Source organism: Nonomuraea monospora, assembly GCF_039531895.1.
GTDB classification, from domain to species: Bacteria; Actinomycetota; Actinomycetes; order Streptosporangiales; family Streptosporangiaceae; genus Nonomuraea; species Nonomuraea monospora.
Window position 1 is genome coordinate 1 of sequence record NZ_BAAAQX010000048.1, and the last position, 19,834, is coordinate 19,834.

19 protein-coding genes are annotated in these 19,834 nt (G+C 71.5%); 7 read left to right on the plus strand and 12 right to left on the minus strand.

Going from position 1 to position 19,834, the window contains the following annotated elements:
- Positions 1–214: 214 nt before the first annotated feature.
- The gene (locus ABD331_RS52700) at positions 215–1,126 is read right to left on the minus strand and encodes a TetR/AcrR family transcriptional regulator C-terminal domain-containing protein (RefSeq protein WP_344493720.1); all 912 of its coding nucleotides are present in this window, start codon (positions 1,124–1,126) and stop codon (positions 215–217) included.
- A 107-nt stretch (positions 1,127–1,233) separates the two neighbouring features.
- On the opposite strand from ABD331_RS52700, the gene ABD331_RS52705 reads away from it, so the two are divergent.
- Entirely contained in the window at positions 1,234–2,310 is a 1,077-nt protein-coding gene (locus ABD331_RS52705; RefSeq protein WP_344493722.1) for an FAD-dependent monooxygenase, read from the plus strand.
- 28 nt (positions 2,311–2,338) lie between these two features.
- Positions 2,339–3,946, plus strand: coding sequence for a DUF2207 domain-containing protein (locus ABD331_RS52710; protein WP_344493724.1), 1,608 nt, complete (start codon positions 2,339–2,341; stop codon positions 3,944–3,946).
- On the opposite strand, the gene ABD331_RS52715 is transcribed toward ABD331_RS52710, so the two are convergent.
- Positions 3,943–4,788, minus strand: coding sequence for a TIGR03619 family F420-dependent LLM class oxidoreductase (locus ABD331_RS52715; protein WP_344493726.1), 846 nt, complete (start codon positions 4,786–4,788; stop codon positions 3,943–3,945). The two genes, ABD331_RS52710 and ABD331_RS52715, sit on opposite strands and share 4 nt — an antisense overlap.
- 100 nt (positions 4,789–4,888) lie before the next feature.
- On the opposite strand from ABD331_RS52715, the gene ABD331_RS52720 reads away from it, so the two are divergent.
- Entirely contained in the window at positions 4,889–5,308 is a 420-nt protein-coding gene (locus ABD331_RS52720) for a DNA-binding protein (protein ID WP_344493728.1), read from the plus strand.
- 88 nt (positions 5,309–5,396) lie between these two features.
- On the opposite strand, the gene ABD331_RS52725 is transcribed toward ABD331_RS52720, so the two are convergent.
- A complete protein-coding gene (locus ABD331_RS52725; RefSeq protein WP_344493730.1) occupies positions 5,397–6,305 on the minus strand; it encodes an asparaginase in 909 nt (302 codons plus the stop codon).
- Between the two features lie 62 nt (positions 6,306–6,367).
- Here ABD331_RS52725 and dtd point away from each other — a divergent pair, with 62 nt between their 5' ends.
- The gene (gene dtd, locus ABD331_RS52730; RefSeq protein ID WP_344493732.1) at positions 6,368–6,793 is read left to right on the plus strand and encodes a D-aminoacyl-tRNA deacylase; all 426 of its coding nucleotides are present in this window, start codon (positions 6,368–6,370) and stop codon (positions 6,791–6,793) included.
- Between the two features lie 33 nt (positions 6,794–6,826).
- Here dtd and ygfZ read toward each other — a convergent pair whose 3' ends face one another.
- From ygfZ to ABD331_RS52750, 4 genes are all read right to left on the minus strand, one after another.
- Positions 6,827–7,765 (minus strand): CAF17-like 4Fe-4S cluster assembly/insertion protein YgfZ, encoded by a 939-nt coding sequence (gene ygfZ, locus ABD331_RS52735; protein WP_344493734.1) that lies wholly within the window; start codon positions 7,763–7,765, stop codon positions 6,827–6,829.
- A gap of 51 nt (positions 7,766–7,816) precedes the next feature.
- A complete protein-coding gene (locus ABD331_RS52740; protein WP_225271219.1) occupies positions 7,817–8,230 on the minus strand; it encodes a Fur family transcriptional regulator in 414 nt (137 codons plus the stop codon).
- A 288-nt stretch (positions 8,231–8,518) separates the two neighbouring features.
- Positions 8,519–8,815, minus strand: coding sequence for a DUF2470 domain-containing protein (locus ABD331_RS52745; protein WP_344493738.1), 297 nt, complete (start codon positions 8,813–8,815; stop codon positions 8,519–8,521).
- Positions 8,816–8,819: 4 nt separating this feature from the next.
- Complete coding sequence (locus ABD331_RS52750; RefSeq protein ID WP_344493740.1) at positions 8,820–9,308, minus strand: heme-binding beta-barrel domain-containing protein; 489 nt, start codon at positions 9,306–9,308, stop codon at positions 8,820–8,822.
- 62 nt (positions 9,309–9,370) lie between these two features.
- Between ABD331_RS52750 and ABD331_RS52755 the strand changes: the two genes are divergently transcribed.
- On the plus strand, positions 9,371–9,733 hold the full coding sequence (locus ABD331_RS52755) for a DsrE family protein (RefSeq protein ID WP_148433460.1): 363 nt from the start codon (positions 9,371–9,373) through the stop codon (positions 9,731–9,733).
- Here ABD331_RS52755 and ABD331_RS52760 read toward each other — a convergent pair.
- From ABD331_RS52760 to ABD331_RS52780, 5 genes are all read right to left on the minus strand, one after another.
- Positions 9,727–10,776: a YihY/virulence factor BrkB family protein gene (locus ABD331_RS52760; RefSeq protein ID WP_344493743.1), complete on the minus strand. Its 1,050-nt coding sequence runs from the start codon at positions 10,774–10,776 to the stop codon at positions 9,727–9,729. The genes ABD331_RS52755 and ABD331_RS52760 overlap by 7 nt on opposite strands.
- A gap of 60 nt (positions 10,777–10,836) precedes the next feature.
- Positions 10,837–11,550, minus strand: a complete 714-nt coding sequence (locus ABD331_RS52765) for a type 1 glutamine amidotransferase (RefSeq protein WP_344493745.1) — start codon at positions 11,548–11,550, stop codon at positions 10,837–10,839.
- On the minus strand, positions 11,540–12,769 hold the full coding sequence (locus ABD331_RS52770) for a Mur ligase family protein (RefSeq protein WP_344493747.1): 1,230 nt from the start codon (positions 12,767–12,769) through the stop codon (positions 11,540–11,542). Before ABD331_RS52770 ends, ABD331_RS52765 begins: the two co-directional genes overlap by 11 nt.
- Before the next feature lie 109 nt (positions 12,770–12,878).
- The gene (locus tag ABD331_RS52775) at positions 12,879–15,740 is read right to left on the minus strand and encodes an ATP-binding protein (protein ID WP_344493749.1); all 2,862 of its coding nucleotides are present in this window, start codon (positions 15,738–15,740) and stop codon (positions 12,879–12,881) included.
- Positions 15,741–15,907: 167 nt separating this feature from the next.
- Entirely contained in the window at positions 15,908–17,851 is a 1,944-nt protein-coding gene (locus tag ABD331_RS52780) for a hypothetical protein (RefSeq protein ID WP_344493751.1), read from the minus strand.
- Between the two features lie 170 nt (positions 17,852–18,021).
- Here ABD331_RS52780 and ABD331_RS52785 point away from each other — a divergent pair, with 170 nt between their 5' ends.
- The gene (locus ABD331_RS52785; RefSeq protein WP_344493753.1) at positions 18,022–18,687 is read left to right on the plus strand and encodes a hypothetical protein; all 666 of its coding nucleotides are present in this window, start codon (positions 18,022–18,024) and stop codon (positions 18,685–18,687) included.
- Entirely contained in the window at positions 18,684–19,331 is a 648-nt protein-coding gene (locus ABD331_RS52790) for a hypothetical protein (protein ID WP_344493755.1), read from the plus strand. Before ABD331_RS52785 ends, ABD331_RS52790 begins: the two co-directional genes overlap by 4 nt.
- Positions 19,332–19,834 lie beyond the last annotated feature (503 nt).

Below are 19,834 nucleotides of genomic sequence, written 5' to 3' on the forward strand. Positions count from 1 at the left end.
ACGCGCTCGCGGCGCGACGGGGTTCGACGCGGCCGAACCGGCCGGCGATCCGGGCCATCAGCTCGTGGAAGATGACCATCCAGCCGTCAGGGTCTACGCTGTGGCTCGCGGCCACCGCACGATCTTTCGTTGTCTTCACAAACTCCGAATGATCACGCGGTGGCCGTCGCCATGTGACCGTTACGCCTCAAGATCGCGAAGTGTCACTGGAGTACTAGCGGGGCTCGATCAGCTTCGTCAGCCCGTCGAGCAGCGACTGCAGCCCGAAGGCGAAGAGCCTGTCGAGGTCCAGGTCGAACTCGCCCAGCTCGTCGAGCAACCCGGCGAAGGCCGGGCTGGTGGCCGTGATGCCGCGCAGGAACTCCTCCTGCCCGGTCATCCACTCCTCGTCGGTGACCCCGGTGGCCGCCCTGGCCTGCTGCTCCAGCTCGATGTGGGCGGCGATTCCCTGGACGAAGCTGTAGATCAGGATCACCACGTACATGCGGGTGGCGGCGTCGAGCCCGGTCTCCTGGAGCACCTCCAGGACGAACTCGGAGTGCTGGAGCAGGGCCACTGACGGGACCGGCCTGGTCAGCGGCGTCGCGCCCGCCATCCACGGGTGCGCCCGGTAGGCGGCCCACTGCACCCGCGCGGAGGTCTCCAGCCGCTCCCGCCACCCCTGCGGGCGCTCCACAGGTAGCGGGAACTCGGCGAACGCCGCGTCCACCATGAGCATGACCAGGTCGTCCTTGCCGCCCACGTGCCGGTAGAGGGACATGGTGGCCGCGCCGAGCCGCCCGGCCACGGCGCGCATGGTCAGCTCTGACAGCCCTTCCGCGTCGGCGATCTCGATGGCCGCCCCGACGATGCGCCGCCGCGTCAGCTCGTGCTCGGCCGTCGTGCCCGCCCTGGGCCTGGCCGGGGTGCCTGGCCGTTCGGCCACCACCGTGCCGACGCGCGGCTCGGCCACCACGACGCCCTCGCGCGCCAGCAGGGTCAGCGCCTTGGCGGCGGTCGCCAGGGCGACGTTCCAGTCTCTGGCGAGTTGCCTGGTGGAGGGCACGCGCTCGCCTGGGCGGAGCCTGCCGTCGGCGACGCGCTGCTTGATGTCGGCCGTGATGCGGGCGTGGGGCGGGGTGTCCATGCGACCTCCTGTACTAGTACAGATCTTCCCACTATACCGTTGCCACCTGCTGTATGTACGACGTACATTCAGTTCTGCGTACAACGTCAGCAACTCGGGAGAGTGACATGAAGGTTCTGGTTTCCGGCGCGAGCATCGGCGGCCCCGTCCTGGCGCACTGGCTGGAGCGGAACGGGTTCGACGTGACGGTGGTCGAGCGGGCGCCCGCGCCCCGCAAGGGCGGCCAGGCCGTCGACATCAGGGGCGCGGCGCTGACCGTGGTCGAGCGGATGGGCGTGCTGGAGCAGGTTCGCGAGCTGCGCACCACCATGCGCGGCATGTCCATGGTCGACGCCGAGGGCAACGAGCTCATGCGCAGCGAGGAGGAGACGCTCAGCGGCGGCCGGTTCGACAGCCCCGACGTCGAGATCATGCGGGACGACCTCAACCGGATCCTCCTCGGCGCCTCCACCGCCCGCTACCTCTACGGCGACTCGATCGCCACCCTCGGCGAGGACGGCGAGGTGACGTTCGAGTCGGGCCGCCGCGAGCGCTACGACTACGTCATCGGCGCCGACGGCCTGCACTCCAACGTGCGCAGGCTCGCCTTCGGCCCCGAGGAGCAGTACCTGCACCACCTCGGCACCTACGTCTCCATCTACACCGCAGAGAACTTCCTCGGCCTCGACCACTGGCAGACCTGGTTCAACGCGGGCGAGGCGGGCGGCGCGCTGTTCAGCGATCGCGACCGGAACGAGATGCGGGTGAACCTCGGCTTCAGGTCCGACGTGATCGACTACGACTATCGCGACGTCGAGCAGCAGAAGCGGCTCATCCAGGAGCGCTGCACGGAGGTCTGGGAGGCGGACAGGCTGCTGGAGGCCATGTGGAAGGCCGACGACTTCTACTTCGACTCCATGGCGCAGGTGAAGATGGAGCGCTGGACCAAGGGCCGGGTCGCGCTGGTGGGCGACGCCGGCTACTGCGCCTCGCCGCTGTCCGGGCAGGGCACGAGCCTCGCGCTGGTGGGCGCGTACGTGCTGGCGCAGGAGCTCGGCGACGGCGGCGCGGACGCCCTGGAGCGGTACGAGGCGCGCATGCGCCCGTTCGTCGCCGCCAACCAGGCGCTCGCCCACGAGAACCCCGGCCAGGGCGCCTCCCCCGAGAGCGTCCAGCGGGCAGCGAACAGCATCACACTCACCTGACAGGTACGAACCGATACGATTTGCCGCCATGGGTATCAGACTCACGATGGCCGCCCTGGCGGCCACCGCTCTGACGTTGTCCGCAACCCCCGCCGCTCTCGCAGCGGAGGCCGGGCTGACGGACGAGGTCACGATGACCCTCGGCAAGGACGGCACCCTGCACGTGGTCGAGAAGATCAGCGGGGCGTCCGGGCAGCTCAAGCGGACGTTCATCACCCGGACGCGGTACGACGACAGCAACGACCGCCTCTACCGGATCTCGAACGTCAAGGGCGGCACCCTCTCGGGCGACGTGCTCACGGTCACGGGCCAGACCGTCGAGTACGACGTCAAGGGGGCGGTGACGACCTCGGGCGGCGTCGAGGAGCTGCGCTGGTTCGCGGTGAACGGCTGGAACCAGCCGGTCGCCAAGGCCACGGTCAAGGTGAACGGCCCCGGCCAGGTGCAGAACCTGTCCTGCTTCGCCGGCGCGCTCACCTCCGCCATCGGCTGCACCTCCGCCTCCATGGACCACGCCGCCACGCAGGCCGACTTCGAGCAGGAGAACATCGCCCCCGACCAGGCCCTCACGGTCGTCGTCGGATACCCGAAGGGCTCCAGCGACGGCGAGCCCATCCTCGAAAAGCGCTTCTCGCTGTCGGCCGCGTTCACCCTCGACACCGTCACCGGCGGCGCCCTGGCCGGGCTGCTGGTGCTGCTGCTCGGCGGCGTCGGCCTGCTCTACTGGACGCGGGGCCGCGACGCCCGCGTGGCCGGTCACGAGGGCGGCAAGGTCGATCCGGTGCAGAACGGCCACTTCAGCCCGCCCGACGGGGTGCGTCCCGGCCAGATCGGCACGCTCGTGGACGAGCAGGCCGACGTGATCGACGTGACCGCCACCATCGTGGACCTGGCCGTGCGCGGCTACCTGCGCATCGACGAGCAGCCCAGGCAGACCTACGACGCCCCCGACTGGCTGCTGGTCCGGCAGCCGAACGCGCCCGTCAACGCGCTGCTGCCGTACGAGCTGGCGCTCTACCAGGCCATCTTCGACGGGCGTGACATGGTGCTGCTGTCGCAGCTTTCCGGCTCGTTCGCGACCCACCTCGGCAAGGTGCGCGACGCGCTCTACGCCGACGTCGTCAAGCAGGGCTGGTTCGCCCGCCGGCCCGACACCGAGCGCACCCGGTGGACCGTCATCGGCGTGGTGCTCATCGGGGTGGGGCTGCTGGCCACGGTGGCGCTGGCCTGGTTCACCACGTACGGGCTGCTCGGCCTGGGCGTGGTCATCGCGGGCGGCGCGCTGGCCGTCGGCGGCCAGTACATGCCGGCCAAGACCGCCAAGGGGTCGGCGGCGCTCGCGCACACCATGGGGTTCCGGCAGTACCTGTTCTCCGGCGAGCTGGGTGACGTGCCCGAGCAGCACCGGGTGGAGCTGTTCTCCCGCTACCTGCCCTACGCCGTGATCTTCGACGGGGTGGAGCACTGGTCGCGCGTGGTGGCCTCCGTCACGGGCAACGGCCACCAGGCCGACAACCTGTACTGGTACCACGGGCCGGCGGAGTGGGACCTGTCCAAGTTCGCCGGGTCCATGCGCACGTTCACCACGACGACGTCCGGCGCCATCTCCGCCACCCGCCAGTTCCGCTCCCTCTAGCCGCGCAGGCGGAAGCGCTCGGCGAACGCGTACAGCTCGCCGGGCTCCGTGGTCGAAGGGCTGACGACCAGGCGGGTCACGCCCTGCGCGGCCAGCTCCTCGACGCGCCCGTCCGGCATGTCGATCGCCCCGAACCTGGTGTACTCCAGCGCGTCCGGGTCGCGCCCCGCCCCGGCGGCCGTGGCCCGGGCCAGCTCCCACAGCTCCGCCACCTCCTCCGGGCGGAGCCGGCCGCCGGGGTAGAAGCCGTCGCCGCGCAGGCCCGCCCTGCGCGCCGCCGCCCGGCTCGAACCGCCGACGTGGATCGGCAGCGTCGCTGCCCCGTGCGGCTTGGGATAGCTGCACAGGCGGTCCACGTCGAAGAACTCCCCCGCGTGGCTGACCCCGTCCGCGCCGCCCGACCAGAGCAGCCGCAGCACATCGATCGCCTCGTCGGCGCGCCTGCCCCTGGCGGCGAAGTCCACCCCCATCGCCCGCGCCTCGCCCGGCAGGGCGCCGAGGCCGACCGTGAGCAGCCGCATCCTGCCCCTGGACAGCACGTCGATCGTGGCCAGCCGCTTGGCCAGGGTCACCGGGTGGTGGTACGGCAGCAGCAGCACGCCTGTGCCCAGCAGGATGCGGTCCGTGTGGGCGGCGACGAAGGTGAGGAGGTCGAGCGGGTCGCCGTACGGCAGGGTCGGCGGCAGCTCGAAGGGGCCGATGGCGGCGCCCGGGTACAGCACGACGTGCTCAGGGACGTACAGCGACTCGAAGCCGCACCCCTCGGCCGTGCGGGCGAACGCGACCAGCTTGCCGGGGTCGAGCCCGTGGTGGGGCGTGCTGTAGCTGATTCCGAACTTCATGCGCCGCGATGTTAGAACGTTGACGCCGGTGTCAGACTATGAACATGTTGTTTAAAACGTGCTGTTGACAACGAGACGTGTTCTGGAGCATCGTGATCGCATGACTTCCGACCCCTTCGACCCCCCGCAGCCCGAGCAGGCCCGCGCGCAGCGCGTGTACGCGTCCCTGTACCGGATCTCCGAACGGCACGCGGCCACCCCCGAGCAGCGGCAGCGCCAGGTGCACCCGTCGGCGCTCGCGCCGCACGAGGCCGTCAGGCTCGTCACCTTCCTGCTCAGCGGGGCCGCGCGGCCGGACGACGGCGAGCCAGGCGTGGACGCCGCCGACATCACGGCGGCGCTCAGCCTCGTCCCGCTGGTCCGCGGGGAGATGGACGCGCTCGAAGCCACGCTGCTCCAGCTCGCCCGCGGGCGCGGCATGACGTGGCAGGAGATCGCGTTCGGGCTCGGCCTCGGCACGCCGCAGGCCGCCAGGCAGCGGTACGAGCGGCTCGCCGAACGCGTACCCGACCAGGACTGAGCGAGGGCCCCAGCGCACCCGCCAGGTCGGGAGCCCCAGCGGGACCCGCCAGGTTGGGAGCCTCAGCGCACCCGCCTGGTCGGGGACCTCAGCGGACCCGCAGCTCGCCGACCGGCCGGCCGCCGCCCAGCACCGCGCCGGAGGCCAGCTCGGCCAGCTCGGGGGCGTCCAGGCCCAGCGAGCGCAGCGCCGCCACGGTGACGGGCACGCGGGCGCGGGCGCCACCGTCCTCGATCTTGACCGTGCCCGCGCGCCCGTCCTCGAACACGAACGCGTCGAACGCCTCGGCCCCCGCCTTCAGCATCAGCCCGGGCAGCGCCCGCATCAGCTTGGCCTCGGCCCTGTCGGTGCCCGAGGTCCACTCGGGGTATGTGCGCATGGCGTCGAAGATCTTGCGCTCGTACGAGTCCTCCGACGACAGCGGGAACGCCCGGAACGCCTTGGTCACGCCCAGCATCGACACGAAGAACAGCGGCGCCCCGCACCCGTCCACCCCGGAGGCCGCCACCCGCTCCCCGGTCAGCTCCTCCACCGTCTCGCGGATCGCCCGCTGCAACGGATGCGCCGGCTCCAGGTACGTGGTCAGCGGCCAGTCGTTCGCCACGCAGGTGGCCAGCATCGCGGCGTGCTTGCCCGAGCAGTTCATGTAGACCCGCCCGCGCTCGGTCACGGCCCGGTCGAACGGATAGTCCTCGGGACACCGCAGCGCCGACTCCTCCAGCCCCGCCCCCGCCAGGATCTTCCGCACCCCGTCCACGTGAAACGGCTCGCCGGAGTGCGAGGCGCAGGCCAGCGCCAGCAACTCCTCCTCCAGGCGCAGCCCGGCGCGGAGCATGCCGAGCGCCTGCAGCGGCTTCATCGACGACCGTGGCGAGGCCGGCACGTGCACCGCGCCCCTCGTCTCGACCGGGCGGCCGGCCGCGTCCACGGTCAGCATGCGAGCCTGATGCGTGGACTCCACGAACCCGGACCGGACAACTTCCACAACCAACGACATTTCACGTTCCCCTTTCGACATGAGTGTATGAAGCGTTTGGTCCTGGTCCAGAATGGGATGCCATGCGAGCAGTCGTACAGCGGGTCAGTTCGGCGTCCGTCGAGGTGGACGGGCAGGTGGTCGGGGCGATCAGCGAGCCCGGCCTGCTCGTCCTGGTGGGCGTCACACACACGGATACGCGCGCCGAAGCGGCGCGGCTGGCGGCCAAGCTGTGGGGTCTGCGCGTCCTGCACGGCGAGAAGTCCTGCTCGGACGTCTCCGCGCCGCTCCTGGTGATCAGCCAGTTCACCCTGTACGGGGACGCGCGCAAGGGACGCCGCCCCACCTGGCAGGCGGCTGCGCCCGGGGACGTGGCGGAGCCGTTGGTGGACGCCGTGGCGGCGGAGTTGCGGGGGCTGGGGGCTCGGGTGCAGACCGGGGTGTTCGGGGCCGACATGAAGGTCGCCCTGGTCAACGACGGACCGATCACCCTCGTCCTGGACATGTGACACCCCGCCCTGCTCGCGGGCGGGGTGGCGGGTTCAGCGGATGCGGCGGCGCAGGGACGGGTCGATGCTGACGTTGCGGCCCGCGTCCGGCGGGACGATGACCTCCTGGGAGGCCGCCACGCCGCCGGCGAGCAGCGGCGCGTCCACCGGCACCGTGCGCTTGACCACGGCCAGCGCGATCGGCCCGAGCTCGTGGTGGCGGGCGGCCGAGCCGACGACACCCACCTCCTGGCTCTCGAAGATCACCGGAGCGCCGTGCACCGGCAGGGTGTCCACGCTGCCGTCGAGGTGCAGGAAGACCAGGCGCCGCGGCGGGTGCCCGAGGTTGTGGACGCGGGCCACCGTCTCCTGCCCCCGGTAGCAGCCCTTGCTGAGGTGCACCGCCCCGCCGATCCAGCCGACCTCGTGCGGGATGGTCTTGTGGTCGGTCTCGAAGCCGAGCCGGGGCCGGTGGGCCTCGATGCGCAGGGCCTCGTACGCCCACAGCCCCGCCAGCGGCTTGCCCAGGTGGTCGGCCAGCTCGGCCCTCGGCACCAGGTGGTCTTCCGTGGCCGTGGAGAGGACGGCGAGGTCGTCGGCGCGGGAGACCTCGACCCGGAGCATGAAGCGCATGCGGTCGAGGTAGTCGATCAGGCTCTGCGCGGTGCCCGGCTCGACGTGGGCCAGGATGCTCTCGCCGTCGTCGGTGAGCGTGAGGTGGTGCTGGACGCGGCCCTGGAGGTCGAGGTCGAGCGTCTGCGTCCACTCGCCCGGCTGGAGTTGGTCGAGCTTCTGCGAGGTGAGGTCGTTGAGCCATTTCAGGCGGTCCGCGCCGGAGATGCGGATCACCTCGCGGTTGCTGCGGTCGACGACCGCCTCTCCCTTGACCAGTGCGCGCTGTTCGGCGAACAGGTCGCCGTAGTGCGCGGCTACGTCGGAGTCAGGGGCGTCCGCCGGGACGGCGCCGGGGAGGTCGAGCAGAGGGCTACGCATGTCTTCCAGGCTATCCGCACCGCCGCCGGCGATCGGCACACAGGTCGGTGGTCAGCGGCAGTTGCGGCAGCGGCCGAAGACGGTCAGGTGGTGGACGTCGGCGACGAAGCCCATCTCCTCGTCCAGCCCTTTGACCAGCCCCTCCGCCAGCTCAGGCCGCACCTCGAACACCTCGTCGCACCCCCGGCACACCAGGTGCACGTGGTCGGCCTCGGCTGCCAGGTGGTAGGTGGGGGCGCCGTGGCCGAGGTGGGTGTGGGTGACGAGGCCGAGCTCTTCGAGCAGCTCCAGCGTGCGGTAGACGGTGGAGATGTTGACGCCGCGCGCCGTCTGCCTGACCTTGACGCAGATCTCCTCGGGCGTGGCGTGCTCCAGCTCCTTGACCGCCTCCAGCACGAGCTGGCGCTGGGGAGTGACCCGGTAGCCCTTGGCGCGGAGTTCCTCATGCCACTGCGTCTCGGTCATGCCTCCGATACTACGGCCCGGCGATATTCACTTGCCCGTTTCGCGCGGGACCGCATAGCTTCTTGAGTACGCGGAAAGGAGGTGGTCCGAATAATGGTTAGTCATAGTCGGGCTAGCGAGGTGGTTGTCCGCTGACCTCGCGGACTGTTGTCTCGTGACGTGAAGCGACTACGAGGCAACCACCGGGGCCCCTGGCAGCCGGAGGGCGGGACGTCGATCCCGACCATGGTCCATCCGGCCCGTCTCCTACGGCGGAGTGTTGCCTGGGGCCCTTCTTCATTTCCTGGGTCAGTGTTCGCCGCGCGCCGCGATGCCGAGCTTGTCGCACGCCTCGCGGTAGAGCAGCACGACGGCCTTGCGCACCTGGGCCCGCTCGGTGAGCGTCTGCCCCCAGGGCACGCGCACCCGCTCGCCGCCGTCGATCGTGAACGTGATCGCTTCTGCGTCGACGTCGCTGGTGAGCGCGGTCCGGGCGTCCGGCCGGCCGCCGAGCCCGCGGACGATGATCAAGCTGTCGTCGGCGTGGTCGTCATTCATGTGCCGCTTGATCGCCTCGACGGCGTCAGCGGTGAACGGCGTGCTCATGCGATCAGGCCACCTTCTTCAGCTCTGCCGACATGTGGTCCGTGAGCGGGTGCCCGATGGCCGCCATCTCGTAGGCCCACATGAGGTTGCCGTTGACCAGCCCGTAGAGGCGGTGGCCGGCGGTGTACTCCTTGGCCGAGGCGGTGCGGGCCACCACGTCGGTGCGCAGCTCGATCTTGTGGAAGACGACCTCGCCGATGTAGATCTCGACGATCCCGGTGGGGTGCGCGAGCACCACCTCGACCTGCCGGTCGGGCTGGGGCCGCCAGTAGCCGGACTCCGTGGCCAGCGGCCGGACGCGGTTGCCCGCGTCGTCGAGCAGCCAGGTGCGGCTCACGTAGGTCAGGAACGGTTTGCCGTTGTGGCCGAACTCGATCTCCTGGCCGAAGTTGAAGCTCTCGATCGTCGGGTAGCCGCCCACGCCGGCGCCTTCCCACCGCCCCAGCAGGAACGCGATCGGCTCCAGGTCGGGGTGCACCTCAGGTTCTTCCATGCTCCCCAAGCGTAGTGGCGTGCACCGCCCGTGCGGCCTCCCGCGGGGCTAGGGTGACGGACATGGCACGTTCACTGGTGATCAAGGTGACCGCCGGAGCCGACGCTCCCGAGCGCTGCAACCAGGCGTTCACGGTCGCCGCCGCCGCGCTCGCGAGCGGCGTTTCCGTCTCCCTGTGGCTGACCGGCGAGTCGTCGTGGTTCGCGCTGCCCGGCCGGGCCAAGGAGTTCGCCCTGCCGCACGCGGCGCCGCTCACCGACCTGCTGGACGCCGTGCTGGCGGCCGGGCGGGTGACGCTGTGCACGCAGTGCGCCGCCCGCAGGAACATCACCGTGGACGACCTCATCGAGGGGGTGCGCATCGCGGGCGCGCCGGCGTTCGTGGAGGAAGTGACCACGGAGGGCGTGCAGGCGCTGGTCTACTGACCACGCTCAACGCGCCGGAGCCTTCTGAACAGGCCTCTGAGCGCGGCGTACGCGGCCGAGCCGACCCGCCCCACGAAGGGTTCGCGCTCCTCCTCCGCGGTGGGCCCCGGGTCGGGGTGCGCGGGCTCCACGCAGCCGGCGCGGCAGGCTTCGAGCTGCGCCGCGAACGCCAGGCCGAGGAAGAGCGCGATCGAGCTGAGGAACGACCACAGCAGCAGCGCCACGACGGCGGTCAGCGGCCCGTAGGTGTCGCCGAACGTGCTGTTGTACTCGGTGTAGAGCGCCAGGGCCAGCGTGAGCAGCGTCCATAACCCGAGCGCCACCAGCGCGCCCACGGCCAGCCACGTGTGGCCGGGCTGCCTGCGCCTGGGCGAGGCCCTGAAGAGGGTGACCGTGGAGGCGAGGGCGAGCAGGAAGCCGAGCGGCCAGCGGACGAAGGCGAACGCCTGGCGGGCCCCGTCGCCCCACTCGAACGTCTCTCCCAGGGCCTCGCCGAGCTCGCCGCCGCCCACCAGGACCGTGAACCCGGTGATCATGCAGATGCCGGCGGTCAGCGCGAGCACGACCGCCCTGGCGTACTTGCGGTGGAACGGCCGGTCGCGCTCGACGCCGTAGATGCGGTTCGCGCCCCGCTCGAACTGCGCCATCGCGGTGGTGAGCGCGGCCAGCGTGGTCGCCAGGCCCAGCCAGAGCGCCAGTTGGTCCCTGGTGCCGCGCCCGCCGTCGAGCACCTCGGCGACGGCCTGCGCGCCGCCGCCCGGCGACAGCGCGCTCAGCGTGAGCCGCAGCACGCGGCCCAGCTCCTCCTGGTGGGTGACCGCGCTCAGGCCGACCACGGCGATGGCGCCGGGGATGATGGCCAGGCAGATCTGGAACGCCAGGGCCCGCGAGTGGCTCATGCCGTCGCCGTACCTGAACCTGACGAACGAGTCGCGCACGAAGTGCCAGACGCCGTACTTGCGCAGTGTCTCCCACGCGTCGTCGGCGGACAGCTCCTCGCCGCCCATCGTGCGCGTCTGGGGGACGGTCACCGTGGATCCCACGGCGGACTTTCTACCCCAAAGTGGTGCACTCCAGCCACCAGGGGGTGGCCGGAGCGGACATCAGTCCTGCAGCACCGTCGCCAGGCGCTCCTGGCGCAGCGCCTCGTAGCGGGAGTCGTCGAGCGGCGCCAGCTCGCCCGCCCGCCACGACAGCAGCAGGTCGGCCAGCGCGGGATTGCGGGCCAGCGCGGGCCCGTGCAGATAGGTGCCCACGACGTGCCCGGCGTAGCAGCCCTCGAACCCGTCGCCGTTGCCGACGCCCTTGACCGTCCGCGACAGCGGGCGGACGCCGGGGCCGAGGCGGGTGACGCCCATGTGGTTCTCGAAGCCGGTCAGCGTGGGCAGGTTGAGGGCGGCGTCCACCTCGGCCACCAGCTCGCCGACCGCGCGCGCGGGCCCGCGCACGCTGGAGATGTCGAGCAGGCCGATGCCGTCGACCGGCTGGCCCTCCTCGCCGCCGAACGTGCTGCCCATGATCTGGTAGCCGGCGCACACCGCCAGCATGGCCGCGCCGCGCGCGATGGCGCGGTGCAGGCCGCCGTCCCTGCGCAGGCGCTGGGCGGCCAGGATCTGCGGGCGGTCCTCGCCGCCGCCGATCAGGTAGATGTCGCCGGTCTCGGGGACCGGGTCGGCCGAGCGTACGTGGATCGTCTCGGTCTCGATCCCCCTGCGCTGCGCCCGCTGCTCCAGGACCAGCACGTTGCCCTGGTCACCGTACGTGCTCAGCAGGTCGGGGTAGATCCAGACGATGCGAAGGGCGCTGTCAGACGGCACGGCCGAACTCCGATCGGATCTGCTGGAAGGCGGTGTAGTTGGCGATCACGTCCACCCGACCGGGCGGCTGCATGGCCAGCGCCTCCGAGAACGTGCCGCACAGCGTGAAGGGCACGTCCGCCACGTCGAGCCGCAGCGCCAGGTCGAGGCGGCGCTCACCGGTGACGAACACGGGGCGTCCGCGCAGGATGCGGTAGTCGACGTCCCACAACCACGAGGTGTCGCGCCCGTCGGGGCCCTGCGCGTTGACCGAGAGGATGATCGGGAACTGCGGGTCGGCGACGTCGAACGCCTCCAACCAGCCCGCCGGGTTCTTCGACAGCAGCAGGCGCGCGAACCGCCCGTCGCGCTCGACGGTGGTGTAACGGCCGGCCACCGAGGTGACCTCGCGCAGCCGGGGCAGCGCCCGCTCGACCGGCACCCCGAACGTGTCGGCCACCGCCAGCGCCATCACCGCGTTGGAGCGGTTGGCCTGGCCGGGGAGCTGGATGTCGAGCATCCAGCGCTGCCCGCGCGGGTCGATCGCCGAGTCGCCGTCGACCACCCACTGCGGCTCTGGACGGTGGAACGTGCACTCCCGGCACGCCCAGTCGGCGTCCTTGCGGTCGAGCGGGCCGCCGCACTCGGGGCAGCACCAGGAGTCCTCCTTCCACCGCTGGCCACCGGCGACCCAGGTGACAGCGGCGGCCGTGGAGGCGCCCCAGGTGACGAGCGGGTCGTCACAGTTGGCGATGACGTGGGTGGGCTTGCCGGAAAGGGCCCTGCGCCACTTCTGCGCCAGCAGCCAGATCTCGGCGGCCCGGTCCATCTGGTCGCGGCTGAGGTTCATCAGGCAGACGACGCCGGCGCCGGTCGTGTCGAGCACCTCCGGCAGGTACTTCTCGTCCACCTCCAGCACGCCGTAGGGGGCGCGCTTCTGCTGGGAGAGCGCGGAGACGTGGCCGGCCGGCATGTTGGCGCCGAACGCGTTGGTGGCCACCTCGCCGAGCTCCAGCAGCGCCGACGTGATCAGCCGGGTGGTGGTGGTCTTGCCGTTGGTCGCGCTGACCAGGGCCAGCTTGCGGTCGCGGGCGAGCTGGCGCAGGAGGTCCGGCTCTAGCAGCAGGCCGACCCGACCGCCGATCACCGAGCCGTCGCCACGCCCGGTCATCCTGGACAGCGTGGCGGCGCTGCGGCCCAGGGCACTGGCGAGCTGGGCCCGCAGAGGAAGCTGGGTCATGTGCAAGGATCCTAGTCGGCGTTGGCCCCAAGTCTGGAGACACGCGCGAAAACGCACCCCTTTGCGATCACGTGCCCCACAGGCTGAGTCATGGGCCCGGCAGGCTGAGTCATGGGCCCGGCGGCTCCGCGAAGGCGATCTCCGGGGAGCCGCCCTGTTCGAACGGCAGCACGAAGCGGCGCGGCCACGACAGCACGCTCTCCAGCCACCCCGCCCCCATCGTCTGCCCCACGTGCCTGATCCTGGACGCCGACTCGACGCCGATGGCCACGGTCGCGATGTCCCGCTGCACCCCCTCGTGCTCGTCGTCGCCGAGGATCACCCGCCAGGCCAGCGCCCGGTTGTGGTCCACCTCCATCGACAGCGGATGGTGGCGCAGCGCCTTGGCGCGGTGGCCGAGCAGCTCGGGCTCGACGGAGCCGGTGCCGGTGCCGCCCGGCTGGCGGAACAGGGCGTACTCCATGGGGGGCGCGGGGCTGCGCAGGTTCGGGGCCGGCTGCCCGTACGGGAAGAGCCTGTCGACCTCGTGCAGCCAGCGCACCTGCGGGATGACCCACGACGCGCCGGGGCGCTCGCCGCCGCTGTCGGCGCCGCCCAGCAGCCGGGTGGCGGTCTCGGCGGCCTTCTCCGTCAGCAGGACGGGGTCGAACCACGTGCGCAGCGACCAGGCGCGCCGCTGCACCGAGCGTTCGACCAGGGTGGCGAGCAGGCACTCGCGGCGGCGCGCCGGCAGGTCGGCCCAGCCGGCCGCCAGGGCGCGCGGGACGCCGGGCAGCGGCCGGTTGCCGACGAAGGCCAGCACCACCGTGTCGCACCAGATGCGCAGCCACGCCCACTCGGGCGCGCCCGCCAGCACGTCCGCCTCGCGCAGCTCCACCAGCGTGCACGCCTGCCCGGTGCGGCACTGCGCGCCGCACGCCGCCGAGCGGCGGCCCCTGATGGGCGGCGGCGGTCCTGGCAGCGCCTTCTCCCTGGACTCCCCGAGCGGTACGCGCACCCGCAGCGGCCGGTCCATCCCGTCGGCGAACACGGCGGCGGCGCCCGGCTGCAGCGACACCACGTGGCGGGACTGCTCGTCGCTCAGGTTCATGGCGGCCCCGACGAGCTGCCTGTCGTCCTCGGCGGGCAGCCGGTGCACGACCTTCAGCGCCGTGTTCTTGACGACGTCGGAGACGAGCTTGGTGGGGATCTGCTCGGCCACCACGATGCCCTCCCCGTACGCCCTGATCTCGGCGAGCATCCCGGCCAGCAGCTCCACGGCGTGCGTGGAGGCCCGGCCGTGGCCGCGGTCGCGCAGCAGCCGGTGCGCCTCCTCGATCACGATGACGTGGCGCAGCTCGGCCGAGCGCTCCCGCCTGGCCCGCATGCGCAGGTGCTCCACGATCCGGATGATCAGCGTGCCCATCAGGAACGCCTTGTCCTCGTCGTTGGCGACGTCCTCGATGGCCAGCACGACCTGGCGTTCGAGCAGGCCGCCGATGTCGGCGGGGTGGCCGCCCTCGAAGAAGCGCCCGGCCGAGCCGACGCGCAGCGAGCGCAGCCGCAGCGAGATGAAGCCCTCGACGTCGGCCTGCACCTCGCGGCCGTAGCCGATCTCCTTGATCACGTCCATGGCGTGCTGCTGAAGCTGTTCGAGGGTGGGCACGCTGGGCGGCACGTTCGAGCCAGGCACGGCGCCGCCGGTGACCACGTCCCAGCCGGTCGCCTCGTAGACGCGCTGCAGCGCCAGCGACATGATCTGCGGGAACGGCTCCTCCGCGTCGAACGCCGCCATGAACAGCGCCCTGACCATGTCGATGTGCGCCTGGACGGGATAGCCGGGCTCGGGTTCGAGCGGGTTGACGCTGAACGGCACGCCGTCGGGCGCCGACGGGTTGATCACCGTGACGGGCTCGTCCACGCGGCCGGCCATGGCGGCGTACTCGGACTTGGCCGGCTCGATCGCCAGCCACGGGATGCGGGCCCTGCTGAGCTGCTCCAGCAGGTGCCGCACGGTCTGCGACTTGCCGGAGCCGGTCGCGCCGGTGACGAACGCGTGCCGGTTCAGCGTGGCCAGCGGCACCCGGAACGAGCCGACGCCGCGGTCCTGGCCGTCGAGGATCTCGCCCAGCTCCAGCTCACCGCCCTCCGACTCCGACGTCACGTCGAAGAAGCCCGAGTCCAGCACCCGCACGCCGGGCACCTCCCGCCTGGGCAGCCCGGCCAGCGCGGCCAGCGCCCCAGCGGTGGCGGCGAACGGGGCGGCGGCGCCGTCCGCCGGGTCCTGCATGGTGATGGCCAGGGCCTCGGGCAGCGAGTACGCGGCGCCGTGCGAGCTGCGCAGCCGGTACGGGTGATGGCTCATCTCGACGGACCCGACGAGCACGGGCGCGATCTGCCGCAGCTCGTCGGCCGTGGCCCCGCCGGCCAGCACGCGCACGTTCCACAGCCCGGCCTCGCGGAAGGCGTCCAGCTCCTGCATGCGTCGCTCGGCGCGCTCGGCGTCGAAGCGGGAGCGCTCGGAGGCGTCGCCGTACTGCCGCAGCACGTTGAGCTGCGTACGCAGGTGCGCCACCTCGGCGTCCAGCAGGTCGGTCGGCTCGGCCACCACCAGCCAGGCGAACGGCCGCGACATCAGCGTCACCAGCGTCGACTCGAACAGGGTGGGCCGCTTCAGCTCGTCGGGGTCGAACTCACGCCCCCTGCTGCCCAGCGGCGGCGCCTGCCGCCCCGGGCACGGCGTCCACACCAGGTCCGCCAGGTCGGCCAGGTACTCCTCCGACAGCCGCACCCCGCGCGCTCCCCCCGGGAACAGCAGCGGCTGCGGCCCGCTCGGGTCGTCGGGCACGTCCGTCGACCTGCGCGGCTGGCGCGGTGGCGACAACGGGCCCGCGTTCGTGATGAGTTCGATCGGCGCCCCCGAGCCCCGCGACAACCATCCGATGACAAATGGCCGGTCGCGCTGCGCCGCCGACAGCACCGCGGGAAGCACGGTGACGAAATCCCACTCCGCCGACGAGCTTCGCGAGGGTGCTGCGATCGACTGAATTCGATACCAGGGCCCGCTCAGCGAGACACTCGGCTGCATTTCAATCCCCCACAGACGGTTCTTTGTTAAATTCCGCCAACCGTCAGCTCGTCACGTTGACATTGACCATGTCATTGCCTGCCCTTGCGCCAGTCCAGGCGTGGCGGTGGTGGCCCGAGGTTCGGCGGCGGCTCACCGTTGCCGTCGCCGGCCTGCGGGTCGAGCGCCAGCACGGCCTCGCGCACGTCCTCCAGCTCGCCGAGCGTCGTCTTGGGGAAGGTGAGTATGGCCGGGTTCGCGTCCGCGAGGCGGACGCGGCGGCCGTCCGCGGTCGCGTCGGTGACGATCACGGACGTCGTGGGGAGCTGCTGGAGCCGGTGCGGCTCGACGAGGAACTCGCGCGAGCGCTGCAGCACCCGCTCCTTCTCGGAGATCTTGTCGGCGGTCCTGCCCCACTCGGTGGACTCGGTGATGTCCTCCGCCAGGTCCGCGTGGTCGCCGTCGCGCGCCTCCCGCTCGTCCTCGACCTGGCAGATGGTGGAGGTGTAGCCGCCGTCGAGGCCCGGCAGCGACTCGCTGATCGTCTCGGTGAGCTGGGCCAGCTCCAGCCGGTGCTCGGTGCCGACGTGCTCGCTGGCCACCCGCGCGTCCTCGGCGTTGCCGAGCCGCATGAACGCGACCGCCGCGTGCCCCCTGCCCAGCCGCTCGCGCACGGTCGGGGTGAGCGAGCGGTAGGTCAGGACGAGCCCGGTGCGGGAGGTCTCGCAGGCGTCCATCAGGCGGTCCAGCACGTCGCCCCTGAGCTTGTCGGCGCCCGCCACGATGATCGTGTGGTACCAGGGCCGGTCGGAGGACGGTGACTGGCGCAGGATGTGGGTCAGGGCCGTCGCCACGTACGTGCCGAGCACCCGGTTGCCGAACACGCCGGCCTGCCGGTCCATGCTCACCACCCGCAGTCTGGCGGGCGGCAGCCGTACGGCCTGGGTGCCGAGCGTCTCCAGCTTGCGTAACTGCGACTCCAGCGCCCAGGCCCGCTCGATCACCACCCGGTCGCTCACGCCGCGCCCGAACAGCGTGCCGATGCGTTCGAGCTGGGTCGCGGTGATCAGCCCGAACTTCAGGTCGTCGCGCGGGTCGCCGACCTGCGCCAGCGCCCGCAGCGCGGCGGTGACCTGGCTGATCGTGGCGTTCTCGCCGAGCACCTCCAGCACGCGCTCCAGGATCGCGTTGTCGAAGCTGAGGTCGCGGGTGCTGCGCTGCTCCTCGCTGACGCTCACCACATGGGCCAGCACGTCGGCGAACGCCTCCGGCTTGAGCGTGGCGCCCAGGTCCAGCCGGGGCAGGTCGACGGGCAGCACCCAGACGAGCGGGTCGTCGCCGCCCTTGCGGGCCAGCTCGATGAGGTCCTTGGCGATCGCGCCCTCGGACAGGTCGAGCACGGTCAGGTGGCCGCCGCTGTAGAGCCGGGTGGCGCCGAGCAGCGTCACCAGCGCGGACCAGCCCGGCAGGGTGCCGCCTGCCACGTCGATGCGGTCGATCTCGTCCGGCACCGCGACGGCGTACCAGGTGAGCTGCCTGTCGTGGCGCTCCTTCGACTCCTGCCAGTCGCGGTAGCGCTGGGCGTGCTCCTCCTGGGCGCGGAACAGGTCCTTGTCGCGTTCCCGCTGCTGGCGCTCGTCCCTGGCCTGCTGCTCCAGCACCCGGTACTTGACCGCCCTGTCGCCCTGCAGCAGCGCGTAGCTGAGGATGGCGGCCACGCCGCCGGCGGCGACCAGCGCGACCAGCGCGAACGACCAGGCCAGGTAGCCGGCCAGGGCGGCGGCCAGGATCACCACGGACATCGCCAGCATGAGCAGGCGCAGGAAGCGGACCGGCCGGTTGAGCATGTCCTCCTGCATCCGCTCGCGGCGCATCAGCTCCTGCTCGGCGGGGTCGGGCTGCTCCGCCGCCGCCTCCTCGACGGGCGAGGGGCGTTTGGGCGGCGGGCCCGGGTCGGGATGCAGCAGGATGTACTGCCAGCCCAGGTAGATGCGGTCCGCCTGGAGCTGGGCATGCTCGGGATGCACGTCCGTCACGTGACCCTCCGGCCGCCGATATGTCATGAGGAGTAGGGGTCAGCCCTTTCCGCTCCGTGACAGCGTATGAGTTGCAAGCGCTATAGCGGCAGGGTTTCTCGGCAATTCGACCGGCCCGATGGGAGCATTGCGGCAGATGGGACAAGCGAGACCTATTACCATCCTTACCCATGACGGAACCCTCCGGCGGCAACACTGACAAGCCCAGACGGCCGGTGGTGGTGCCCGCGGTGGCTCTGGTGACTTTCACCGCCGTCGGCATCACCGCTCTCCTCGGCGGCCTGAACGAGGCCCCCGAGCAACCGGACCCGCTCAGCGAAGGCGCCGTGCTCGATCAGGGCCTCTACTCCACCAAGTTCGTCGGCTCCCGCGTCAAGATCGAACCGGCCCAGAACGAGTGGGACGAGGAGAAGCGGTTCGTGGAGCTGGTCTTCAACGTGACCAACAACTCCGACGAGACCCTCCTCGTCGGCCTGCCGCCCGAGAAGGTGGAGCAGGCCTACACCTCCACCTTCTTCGCCGGCTCCCTCGTCAAGATCGACCCGGCCTTCCCCGGCGAGGACGCGGGGCCCTTCGCCTACGCCCTGAGCAAGGGCGGCGAGACCCGGCAGCTCCACCCGGGCGTGCCCACCGAGGTCATCCTGCGCTACAAGCTGCAGAAGGGCCAGCAGCCGCCCGCCAAGATCAGCCTTGACGTGGCCTCCTACGAGTTCGCCTCCCAGTTCAACAACAACGTCGAGGCCTGGCGGATGATCTCCAAAGAGGTGGGCCAGAAGCACCTGCCCGAGATCAAGGCGCGGGTCACCATGTCCGTCAAGAAGGGCGACTCGGCGTGACCGCCACCGAGCAGAGATCAGCGGTCGCCGCCGCACCGGCGCGGCGCGGCAGACGAGCCGCCAGGCCGCGCGGCGGCGGCTCCTGGCTGCTGAACGCCGTCGCCGGGCTGGTGCTGATCTCCGGCGCCATCGGGCTCCAGACCCTGCACATGACCGAGGGCGAGCTCTCCGACCCGCTCACCTACACCGGCGCCAAGGGCCAGGACGTGGACGCGCGGCGGTTCACCGCGCGGGTGGACTCGTTCTCGGTCGCCAAGTCCATCGAGACCTCCTCCACCACCCTCGGCACCGACAACCTGTTCCTCATCGTCATGGTGTCCGCCAAGTCCAGCCTCAAGCCGTACCACCTCAGCGAGGCCGTGCTGCTGACGGCGGACGGCAAGCGATTCGACAACACCGACCGGGTGGACAACTCCGTCCTGCTGTCCAACACCTGGGTGCAGCCGGACATCTGGGTCAGCGGACGGTACGTCTTCGAGGTGCCCGCCTCCGCGCTGCCGGGGGCGAGCGTCGTCATCGGGCTGCCGCGGGAGGTCGTGTCGGAGGCGTACCTGCCGGAGGTCGAGGTGGATCTCGGGCTGGACGATGAAGGGGCGCGGAAGCTGGTCGCCTCGCCGGAGGCTGTTTACTCGGTGAAGAAGTGAGCGGGATATGAGTGGCAACGACGAGCGTGACTGGTTCGCGCCTCGCAGCGATCAGCGGCCCGAAGACTACCCGCCACCGTCACCGTCACCGTCCGGTTCTGGATCTGGTTCTGGTTCGGGCTCCGGTTCCGGTTCGGGTTCGGGTTCGGGCTCCGGTTCGGGTTCGAGTTTCGGTTCGGGTTCCGGTTCGGATGAGGCTCCCCCGCCACCGCCGCCGCCGAGTCGGGTTCCGCCGCCTGGGCTGGGGCCGGCTCCGCGTTCGGGCGGTCCGGCGGCCGAGCGGGGCGCGGGGCTGCCTCGCCGGGGGCGGCACGGCCGTGCGGTGCCCCCTCCTGGGCCTGAGGGTCCGTACGGGGGGTCGTACGGGCCTCACCCTCAGGGCGCGCCCGATCCTGCCGGGATGCCGCCCCGTCACGGGCGTCCGCCGCTTCCGGGTGCTGGGCCGCAGGGGTTCGGGACGCCCGCGCACCGTGGGCGGTACACGCCTTCCGATCAGCAGGTCT